General features: G+C 42.2%; 10 protein-coding genes. 8 read left to right on the top strand and 2 right to left on the bottom strand.

All coding sequences use genetic code 11. The features are described from left to right. Nucleotides 1–101 precede the first annotated feature (101 nt). Genes CLV60_RS18540 through CLV60_RS34860 form a run of 3 tightly spaced genes read left to right on the top strand, consistent with a single transcriptional unit; the run spans nucleotide 102 to nucleotide 1,451 of the window. Complete coding sequence (locus tag CLV60_RS18540; protein ID WP_106596856.1) at nucleotides 102–518, top strand: hypothetical protein; 417 nt, start codon at nucleotides 102–104, stop codon at nucleotides 516–518. Next, complete coding sequence (locus CLV60_RS18535; protein ID WP_229211034.1) at nucleotides 515–1,285, top strand: nucleotidyl transferase AbiEii/AbiGii toxin family protein; 771 nt, start codon at nucleotides 515–517, stop codon at nucleotides 1,283–1,285. The genes CLV60_RS18540 and CLV60_RS18535 overlap by 4 nt, the downstream gene beginning before the upstream one ends. 43 nt (nucleotides 1,286–1,328) lie before the next feature. Further along, nucleotides 1,329–1,451 carry a hypothetical protein gene (locus CLV60_RS34860; protein WP_262510564.1) on the top strand — a complete coding sequence of 41 codons (123 nt, stop codon included), beginning with the start codon at nucleotides 1,329–1,331 and terminating at the stop codon, nucleotides 1,449–1,451. A 136-nt stretch (nucleotides 1,452–1,587) separates the two neighbouring features. On the opposite strand, the gene CLV60_RS34280 is transcribed toward CLV60_RS34860, so the two are convergent. Further along, nucleotides 1,588–1,743 carry a hypothetical protein gene (locus CLV60_RS34280; RefSeq protein ID WP_170118817.1) on the bottom strand — a complete coding sequence of 52 codons (156 nt, stop codon included), beginning with the start codon at nucleotides 1,741–1,743 and terminating at the stop codon, nucleotides 1,588–1,590. A 117-nt stretch (nucleotides 1,744–1,860) separates the two neighbouring features. Between CLV60_RS34280 and CLV60_RS18530 the strand changes: the two genes are divergently transcribed. From CLV60_RS18530 to CLV60_RS18515, 4 genes are all read left to right on the top strand, one after another. Next, nucleotides 1,861–2,340, top strand: coding sequence for a hypothetical protein (locus tag CLV60_RS18530; RefSeq protein WP_106596855.1), 480 nt, complete (start codon nucleotides 1,861–1,863; stop codon nucleotides 2,338–2,340). Nucleotides 2,341–2,376: 36 nt separating this feature from the next. Next, nucleotides 2,377–4,023 carry a M4 family metallopeptidase gene (locus CLV60_RS18525; RefSeq protein WP_106596854.1) on the top strand — a complete coding sequence of 549 codons (1,647 nt, stop codon included), beginning with the start codon at nucleotides 2,377–2,379 and terminating at the stop codon, nucleotides 4,021–4,023. A 65-nt stretch (nucleotides 4,024–4,088) separates the two neighbouring features. Next, entirely contained in the window at nucleotides 4,089–4,748 is a 660-nt protein-coding gene (locus CLV60_RS18520; RefSeq protein ID WP_229211033.1) for a response regulator transcription factor, read from the top strand. 80 nt (nucleotides 4,749–4,828) lie between these two features. After that, nucleotides 4,829–5,257, top strand: a complete 429-nt coding sequence (locus tag CLV60_RS18515; protein ID WP_106596853.1) for a hypothetical protein — start codon at nucleotides 4,829–4,831, stop codon at nucleotides 5,255–5,257. Here CLV60_RS18515 and CLV60_RS18510 read toward each other — a convergent pair. Next, the gene (locus CLV60_RS18510) at nucleotides 5,250–6,905 is read right to left on the bottom strand and encodes a clostripain-related cysteine peptidase (RefSeq protein ID WP_170118816.1); all 1,656 of its coding nucleotides are present in this window, start codon (nucleotides 6,903–6,905) and stop codon (nucleotides 5,250–5,252) included. The genes CLV60_RS18515 and CLV60_RS18510 overlap by 8 nt on opposite strands. Nucleotides 6,906–7,004: 99 nt before the next feature. Here CLV60_RS18510 and CLV60_RS18505 point away from each other — a divergent pair, with 99 nt between their 5' ends. Then, the gene (locus tag CLV60_RS18505; RefSeq protein WP_106596851.1) at nucleotides 7,005–10,019 is read left to right on the top strand and encodes a ligand-binding sensor domain-containing protein; all 3,015 of its coding nucleotides are present in this window, start codon (nucleotides 7,005–7,007) and stop codon (nucleotides 10,017–10,019) included. Nucleotides 10,020–10,282: the final 263 nt, after the last annotated feature.

The raw sequence follows: 10,282 nt of genomic DNA, 5'->3' as shown, positions 1-10,282 counted from the left end.
TGGTCAATTTGCTCCGAAACGGGGTGGTCAATTTCGCCCGGAACAGGTGGTCAGTTTAAACTGAAACGGGGTGGTCAATTTCACCGAATTTTCCAACCCAATTGAGTAACACTATTGAAATTGGTAAAAATCAGGTGCGGCCAACCTTTAAGAGGGAGCGGTATACGATTACTTTTGTAAAGCAGAAAAACACGATCACGAAGGATAATATTCCATTTTTGCAGATTCTCGATGTCGTCAAAAACATCAAAAAAATACCGGATGCGACTCTGGAATCCTCTTTGCGAAGGTTGCTCGCTATACTGAGAGATCTAGCGGAAGCTGATTATGCGAAGCTAATTCGCCTGGCTATGAAGTATCCACCAGCAACAAGGGCATTGCTTGGGGCTCTTCTAGAAGATTTGGATAAAGGAGCGCTGACAACGCCGATCCGCAAAACGTTGAACCCAATTACCCGCTACAAGCTTTCCGGGATAGGAAATCTGATTAACTCAGCAAAAAACTGGAACATCAGATGAGATTACACGAAGACCCACGCCTTTTTAGGCAGGCGGCTCAGTTTACAGCTGATCAAATGCTAATACCGGCCATCTATGTGGAAAAGGATTATTGGGTGACGTACGCTCTGAGGACCATCTTTGAAAGCGGTATCGGTGCCGATACGGTGTTCAAGGGAGGGACGGCACTGTCAAAGTGTTATTCGATGATAAATCGTTTTTCGGAAGATATTGACCTTGTGGTACTTCGCAGAGAAGGTGATTCAAACAGCCGACTAACAACGAAAATCAGAAAGATTGGCGCGGTGATGGAAGCCGTTTTGCCAGAAGTCCAGATAGACGGTTTAACCCACAAAATGGGGATGAGTCGCAAAACGGCACATACTTATAATAGAGAATTTACCGGAGCTTACGGCCAGGTAAGAGATGTTATTATTGTGGAGGCCACCTGGCTAGGATATTTTGAACCCTACACCACCAGGTTCATTAATTCATTTGTCGGGTCAATGATGCTGTCCAATGGGCAGGAGAAACTTGCAGAGGATTTTGGATTGACTCCTTTGGAAGTTCGTGTATGGGAGCCAATCAGAACAATTTGCGAGAAAATAATGAGCTTGGTTAGATTTTCCTACGGAGAAGAACCAATTTCTGATTTGAGGGAAAAAATCAGACGCGTCTACGACTTGCATCAGCTACTGCGACAAGCGGAGTATTCTATTTTCTTTGATTGCGGAGAATTTGATCAAATGCTTTTACGCGTTGGCCAAAGACGACGTTGTCAGCTTTAAGAACAATAACCGATGGCTTACAAACCATCCGAAGGACGCTCTGATGTTCCAGGATATTGAAGTGGTCTGGAAAGAATTGCGTGAAGTTTATAGCGGAGATTTTAAAAATCTCGTGTATACCGATTTTCTCGCCGAGGAAGCATTACTGCGTACACTGGTGAAATAAAAAGGCGTTTGGAAGCAATTGAGTGGTCAACAAAGATTCCGTAGTACAGGGGAGCGATACTGGATTTAAAGTCGTCGCTTCGGCTTTGAATGATCAGACGAGATACCGGCGGCTGTCAAATTGTCTTCGAGATCACCTACACGCCACATTCTTTTCCTTGATTCGGCAGCCAATGGGCGTTGTAAGCTTTCCAAGCATCTCCCGAGAGATTTGCCTTCTCCTCTTCAGGCAACGTGCCCAAGTAATTTTCGCTACCGTTTTTTGGATTCAGGTTTAATACAGGTCTGCTCATTGAAGAGAATTTCTTAGCTAACTATTCGGGAAAAATACGGATTTAAATGGGGCGATTCCATCCTTTCCGAAACACCTAGCTAATAATAGCTTTGAAATGTCAATTCAATCCTTAGTTATGAAAACATCTGCAATCGCTTACATCGGGTGGCTTTTGGTTGGAGTTATATCGCTTTTTTACACTTATGGTATCATTGAAGCAATTCGAATATCGTGGGGAGCAGGTCCAATCGCGAGAGAATATAGTGAGGTCTTGTCAGCAATGGTTGGTTCTATTCAGGCCTTACTATTGGCCAATCTGGGAGCTCTGTTAGGGATTTCCATAGCGGACCCGTCATCGAATGTTGCCAGACAGTTGATGTTAAATAGACCTACGCAACAGAAGGCCAACCTTAATCCGCCTACTGCATCCGGCGTACAAGAGAAGGTGCAATTGGTGGCCATGGTTATGTATGTTATCAGTCTCATAGCATGTTTGGTCACGTGGATAATGGAGGACTTTTCCTCGGAATCGGAAAATGTTGTTTCGGTGATTTCAAATTCGGGAAAAATGTTTATCGGGGTTGCACTAGCTTATGTAACTGCCGTGCTCAGATAATAGGCTCTATAACAATAATTTTAAACGATCAATTATATGGACTCGAATTTTAAAAATGGATTACAGTCCTTTGTTTTCCATGAAACAGAAGGTAGCAAAGAAATTACAAATGAAATGAACTCATCGCTCAAGTCAGCGTCCGCTAGGATGGTCGGGGGAGGCCGTCCCAAAGTAGAAGATGTAGCGAGGATATACCTCAACAAAGCGCGAACTAGCGAAAATGGGATATTGAAAGATTTCATAATTAGGGATCCTGAGGCCTCGACACTCGATTTTAGACCCATACAAGTTGAGGATATTCCTTTTACTGGTAATAAAACGGTTAAATTTCGACAAGCAATAAATAACGTTTCGGTGTACGGATCTGCTGTGAACGTAGAAGTAGATAAAAATTTAAAGCTTGTCTCTATTAATTCATCTGTGATACCAGAACTTGAAATCAGTACAGTAGCTAAAATTAGCGCGGAGGAAGCATTGAGAAACGCTAGTGAATATATTCAAAATGCCATTCCCAAAACGATAATTCCATTGCTTTATATCTATTTTTTTGAAGGGGCTTGGAGATTGGTATATATCGTTAAGAATGTGATTAGTAAGCGCGAGCAGTCTAGGGAGCATGACGATAATACGGTGCACAGACCGCACCGACACGCTTTGGTTAATTATGTTAATGTGATCATTGATGCGAACGATGGGCAGGTGCTAAAGTTGGCTCCGCGGGTTATGAGTCTATCTTCTGACGCATTGGGAGACGACGGGATCAAATACAGGATTAACTACCGTCAAAACAATGGCAATGCTGAGTTGGTGGATGAGGAAAATAATGTCTTCACTTACGATCTCAATTATGACACGTATTCCAGCCATGGAGCGTTGCCTGGAACAATCATTATTGAACAATCGCAGACTGGCTGGCTCTCGGCCGGTGTGAGTGCGCACTATAACGCTTGCTTAGTTGCAGCGTTTCTGAGAAATGTTTTGAGGCGAAATGGCATAGATAACAAGGGAATGACGTTGGTTTCAACTGTCCGATGTATTGAGCAATCCGGGATACAGGAATGGAATAATGCGGCTTGGCTTCCTGGAATCGATCAAATGGTGTATGGCCAAGTGCATAGGGGTGGAACGTTGAAATCTTTAGCAGTTTCCCTCGATGTAGTAGCACATGAAATCCTCCATGGCGTCACGGAATACTCTTCGGGGCTTGAGTATGAATATCAATCTGGAGCCCTTAATGAGTCATACTCCGACATTTTTGGTATAATTATATCCAATTACGGCAAAGAGCTTGATCAATGGAATTGGCAGCTCGGGGAGCAAACAGAGGGAGTACCTTTTAGAGACTTGTCGAAACCCACTGAGTATGGCCAACCGGATCATATGAATGACTATTTCGATGTGGACTATGATTACGGTGGGGTACACTATAACAGTGGTATCCATAATAAAGCAGCGTTCAACCTGATCACATCCCCAGATGACTCGGGGGGACACTTGTTTAATGCGGATGAAGTTGCTGCCTTGTTTTACATGGGGCTTGTACAACTATCTAATTCGTCTGGATTTGAAGACAGCCGCAGAAGCGTGATAAATGCAGCTAATTCGCTTTTCAAAAATGACTCATCGAGAGCAGCCAAATTAGCGGCCGTCGCAAATGCTTTTTCAGCGGTTGGAATTGGTTGATTGTCTAAGTCATGGTAGTAGAAAACACTGACGGGAGTGTTTAAGATATTTGTGCAGAAACTAGTATGATGCTGATTGGAACAACGAATTCGATAAAGGTTGCACTTGCAGATGATCACGAATTGCTAAGGAGCGGCCTAGCTGAGCTGGTGCGAAAATTAGGTTTTCACGTTCTCTTTGAAAGTGGGAACGGACGAGAGTTGATTTCGCAACTAAATGGTGACGATCTTCCAGACATAGTATTAATGGATATAAACATGCCCCAAATGGATGGTTTCGATACTACACGCTGGTTAAAGATTAATTATCCCACAGTGAAAGTCATCGCACTCAGTATGTATGATGATGAAGGGGCAATTATACAGATGCTTAACAATGGAGCTCGTGGCTATCTTTTGAAATCAGGTGATGCCGATGAACTGAAGCATGCTCTAAAAAACGTATATTTCAATGGATACCATTCGTCGGAAAAAGTCACTAGGACATTTTTTAGGGCAAACCAATCTGATCAGGATGCTGGTAAGGTATCGAAGTTGAATGAGCGTGAAATCGAGTTTCTTAAATTGGCTTCATCTGAGATGACCTACAAAGAAATTGCCGATCGCATGCATGTTAGTCCTCGTACCGTTGATGGGTACCGTGAGGCTCTATTCGAACGCCTTGCGGTAAAAAGCCGGATTGGCTTAGTGATTTTTGCAATCAAGAATAGAATTGTAATAGTCTGAATACCTTCAAATGGTGTTGCAAATAAAACTGTTAATAACTATTGTTTTTAATTAATTTACAACAAAAAACCCTATCGAAAATGGAAAATCAAGTAGGAGCCAGCAATCCCGCCCTTGCGGCAGATGTAATCGAAATTAAGGTGAATGAATTTGGAATTCTCAATAGTACTCAAATCGTGCTAGACCCTGCCAAAGCACAACTTACCTTTAACAAGCTAGGAGATAGTATTGAGATGAATTTGAAAGTTACCTTTGAACCGCAACCCGGTAAAATAGTAATTGGGCCGGCAACCGTAGTTGCAGACTCGTTGGCTGCTATTTCACTGACTGTTCCTGCTACAAATTTTTATAAGAGTGGGGAACTCAACGACCTTTCGCTGGATATCGATGAAAAGGATGGTGTGATTATTTCAACCATGGGAGGGGATCTAAAGCTCATTACCAGTGCACCCAAAAAATTGAGCGGCCAAGCACTCAAACGCCAGCTAAAAAACAATGGTCTCAGTTGAAGAAAACTCGCCAAATTTTTTCTGGGTATACCGACTTTATGAATCTTTTCCAAAAAACAAAATCCTTTAAAAGAGAATCGTTTTTTACATTGTCAATGAGGTTTTGATTAGTAGTAAGCGAATTTGGAAAAAAAAGGCTATATCCTGACGGACGAAGTGCTACAACATATGCATTAATAAAAATATTCTTTCCACTCGTTTCTGCCAGGACGAGTGGATTTTTTTTTGATTCTCCAGATACGGCCTCAATCAGGTTATATATCTCATGTAGAACCGGACGATTCTTAAAGACCTGAAAAGGTTGATAAGGAGGGTTGAAAATCGATAACCCACGTAACAGTTCAAGCCAATTGATAATGTCTACCATAAATCCTGGCTCCTCAAGACTAGACGATTTTGTGAAATCATGGCTTATCAGTCGCAGGGCAGTAAAAAAATGTTTCAGTTCAGGGTTTTGGGAGGCATTTTCTTCTAGTTTTTCGACTACATCGCCAATTTTTTTAATATTCTCGATGAGAACCGATTCGCCATTTTCATTTTTACGCTGCAGATCAACTGCAAGAATTTTCCATTGATCAATCATATCCAAGCCATCTCCTCTCAATTCTCTTGACTTCTTTCTCATCTGCCTAGTTTCGGAGCTCTTTACGCATTTTATTGCTAGCTTTTTCGCCGTTAATGTCGTTTGGCGCTCTTTAAAAAGATATTTGAGAATAGCTTTATAGTTGTAACCTGGCGTGTCAATCGAACCCTGAGGCGCAACAAGATATTTTACCGCATTACGCAAACTGTACATTGTATGGAGGTTCATCATCCAACAGTTCATCATTAGCAGAACTCCCACTTTTTTGCTGGTATTCAAAACGCTTGTATCAGTAATATTGCAACTAATGTTTAGCCATCCTGCCAACAAGGAGGCAAGTTCTTCATTGCTAAGGATTTCCCTAACATTTGTAGAGTCTTGAATGGTTACAATGCCACCTGTACCTTCTTGACTTTTAACAATACCAATTTCAATAAAGTTGTATTCCTTTTCGTGACCCCGGCGAAGTTCATTGTATCGCGTCGGTAAGTCGTCATCTACAACATGCGGTTTACCTGAACACAATGTGTGTCCTATCTGGTAGAGATCAGGAATTGTTAAAGTGTTACTGAGCTCACCCAATTTTATCTGTTCCGCTGGATCTTCTTTTTTGAGCGCGATATCCCAAAAATGAGCGAGATACGGATAGCGATCCAAATCTTCATGGATGGGGCGACGGGGGGTTGGTAACCCAGCATCAACTTCCCGAAATATCCCGAAAGATGAGCCGTGATCCCACGTAATAAAGAAAACCTCCTCATCCGGGCAGAGTTTCACGTGTTTCGTAAGTATTGCTTGTATTTCTCGGGGTTTTTGAGCTCTGTTTTTGGGATCTGGGTTTTTTGTTGTACCAAAGACGCTATCTATCACTTCACAATTGGTGATCTGGTTGCTGTCCAGATTATGGGGATTGCTTATTTGGTATAACAGGGTTTTAGCGTTTGTCGTGTCGTTTTGGGCATTATGATAGTCTATACTATTCATTATGACAAACATTCTCGCTCGTTTGGGGTCTAGAGCTGTTGTAAGCAGATCTTTGAAAAGCGAATTGAGGGTCGCTTTCATTTGCTCACTCATTTCAAATGCGGTACTTGGTTTGAACGCATTAATATTTTTTCTAAAATCTGCATAAATTAGGAGTACGATGACCCATCTCTGACTGTTATGCGACATTTTCTAGTTATTTTAGTTCTTTTTACTGGGTTTACTCAGACTCACTCATTTGGTCAGCCCAAAGACACGGTGATGATAAGGAAGTTCACTCAGACTAATGGATTGAGTAGCTACAATATAAGAAAAATTTTGCAAGATCGGTATGGATTTATTTGGCTAGGAACTCAAGAGGGACTGAGCCGGTTCGATGGAATCAACTTTGTGAACTATACGAAAAATGGGTCTGTCAACCGAAGAATTTCCGGTTCAGATGTTCGTGATATCGTGGAAGATAGTAGCCGAAATCTCATTTGGGCCTTGTCGTCGGAAGAAGCAAGCGTGGACGCAATTAACATTGTAAATGCAAAAGTTGAAGCGACGATAAAGATTCCCGGTAATGACCCGGAGGATTATAATTTGTCAATAATAAAAAATCTGGATGAGTTATGGGTAGGCTCTTCCACCGGCGTGAAAATCTTAGATAGTAAAAAGAAGAGGTATCTTCAAAAGCTCAGATTTCCGGATAAGTCAAAGAAATCAAGCGATTTTACGACCCAATCTATGTTTCGGGACGATTTCGGGAATGTCTGGGTTTGCTATTGGGGTTATGGGATAGTGATTTATCGAAGTACGGATAAGTCGATCATCAAATCCGTGAGACTAACAGAGCTAGCGGCGGCGTCCGGAGCAGACGAAATACGTATATTTGTTGGCGTTCGGTCAGCCAAAGGAGAAGTTTTGTTCGGCACAAGCCAGGGCCTTAGGCGAATTCGCTACAAAAAGGACTATATTTTATCTATTGACAACTCCCCATGCACGAAATTCACAGCATTGAACAAGGAAAGTGTCGACTGGTTGATCAGTGATAGCGACACTACACTTTTGGTTTCGGGGAATCATAGCCTTTCCCGATTTGATAATTCACTTACTCATTTTGAATTAATCGAGGAGTATTCACGTACCTATGAGACTAATTGGCTTTCATCGGTGTTATGTATGCTCAGGGATCGCTCCGGAAATATTTGGCTGGGTTGCCAGGAAGGATTGGCGTACTTAAAAAAGGGGCGATCACCGTTTAGGCCGTACAACCGAGACAGTAAATCTTTGGTAAAGCTTGATCACGTCTTTGCTGTCAGTCCGTTGACTAATAACAAAATCCTAGTAGGGTTGAGGAGCGGTCTAGTGGAGATAGATAATGACAGAGGCAAATATCAGCACTTCGATAAAAATCACCTGTATCAGTATGTTTTCACGGATTTGAGGGGACGTGTCCATGTCTCGCGTCAGGAGGGGCTCTTTATATATAAACAGGGGAGGATAGTTCCTGCTCATTTGATCTACCCGGAATTCAAACCCTATGCTTCCTATTCACTTAACAGCCACCTGTCGATTAGTGATACTCTGATTATTCTCGGAACGGAGAATAATCAGGGGCTTCTTGTCTGGAATCCTTTGAGGAAAGCAATTCGTGTGATTGGCACGAAAGGCGTTCCGGCACTGACTTCGAATATAGTCAACAATATTTACCGTGATAGTTCGGGGCGAATCTGGGTGCTGTCCGATAACGGCATCACCGTAATATCGGCCGATTTGCGGCAAGGGAAAAAGATAGAAATTACTGGTAAAGGCACACATTATGGACTATTTTTTAGCATTTGTGAAGTCGCCAGATCCTATTATATTGCTTCTTACGGTAGCGGTATTTTAGAGATCGACCAATCGTTTCGCCTGAAACGTATATTTAATACGCAGAACGGACTATCCAACAACGGTGTTTACCAGGTGTATGCAATCCCAGGGGGCAAGTTGTTGGTAACCAGTAATAATGGACTTTCTCGAGTCGATCTAGTATCGTTGCGAATCAACTGTTTCTATCAGAACGATGGATTACATTCCAATGCGTTCGAGGAAGCTAGTGGAAGGAGCGTTCAGGGGAAAATATATACAGGCGGTGTCAATGGATTTACGGAAATTGATCCGCGATACTTTTTGCCCAATACAACGCCCCCACAGCTATATCTAACTGGGGCGGAGATAAAGACAGATGAAGGAGCCATTGCTTTCAGTGATCTTTCGATGAAGAAACTGAACATACCAAGCGATGCCCTTCAAACTTCCATATTGTTTTCAGGACTTAACTACCAAAATCCCGAGCGAACTAGTTATGCGTATCGGATATTGGAAGAGAGTGAGAATTGGATCGATAATGGAACTCAAGCATCATTGGTGTTGATTGGCCATCCGCCTGGCGAATATACACTTGAGATTAAAGCGGCCAACGAAGAATTGATATGGAGTAGGCCGGTCAAGTTAAACCTCTATTTTCAGCCTAAATGGTATCAAACCTGGTGGTTTCGAATACTGATTGCTGCGATTTTGCTAGGTATGATTTACCAGTTTTATCGGTTCCGTATAGGGCAGTTGCAGCGCGAACACGCCATTCGGCAACGCTTAGCCACAGATCTGCACGACGATCTGGGTAGTACGATAAACAGCATTAGCATTTATGCCAGCCTTGCGCTTATGGAAGGCGATACCAAATGGTACCTTTCTCACATCAAGCAAGGTGCCCAAGACTCCATTGCAATTATACGTGATATCATTTGGATACTCGACGATCGTAATGACACTATCGGACAATTGGCCGATCGGATCTATCAATTTGGGAACCCGCTTTGTGAGGCAAAAGGAATAATGCTACGGATAGATATCGACCCCAAATTAGAACAAATTGTTTTTCAAAAACAGGAAAAACGTAATCTTTACATGATTATAAAGGAGGCTATTAATAATAGTATAAAGTATGCGGGAGCAAAGCAAATGTTGGTTTCCTTTCAGAGGAGAGAACAAAAAAGTGAGATAACAGTGTCCGATGACGGTACCGGTTTCGACACGGACGTACTTCGGCCTGGCAATGGATTAAACAATATGCAACGGCGAGCGCGGGAGATCGGTTATGAATTTGAGATTGAATCTTCGCCAGACGCTGGAACCACCATTAGGCTAATAAATAAAGCTTTTCGGTGATTCCAACCTGTCGATGGAAAGTATTGGCTGCAAAAATCGAGAGCGTAACTTCTCATAAAAACGCGATTTTATTGGAACGACGCGGTTGCCATCATCGTCTATTACATCTATTAGGATGGAGCATGAATTTTCGATTGGTTTAAATTGACTGATACTTATTTCGTTCGATATTATACAATTGACACTGAAAGTGAATCAATCGAATTTTTTTTCATGTAGTATGTGTAATGATGCCCTATTTACTAGATTTTCTAGCTCGACCA

Origin of the sequence: Dyadobacter jiangsuensis, assembly GCF_003014695.1 — a bacterium.
In the GTDB taxonomy this organism is placed as follows: Bacteria; Bacteroidota; Bacteroidia; order Cytophagales; family Spirosomataceae; genus Dyadobacter; species Dyadobacter jiangsuensis.
Note: the sequence above shows the minus strand (reverse complement) of the source record. Positions and strands in the feature narration are given on the sequence as shown.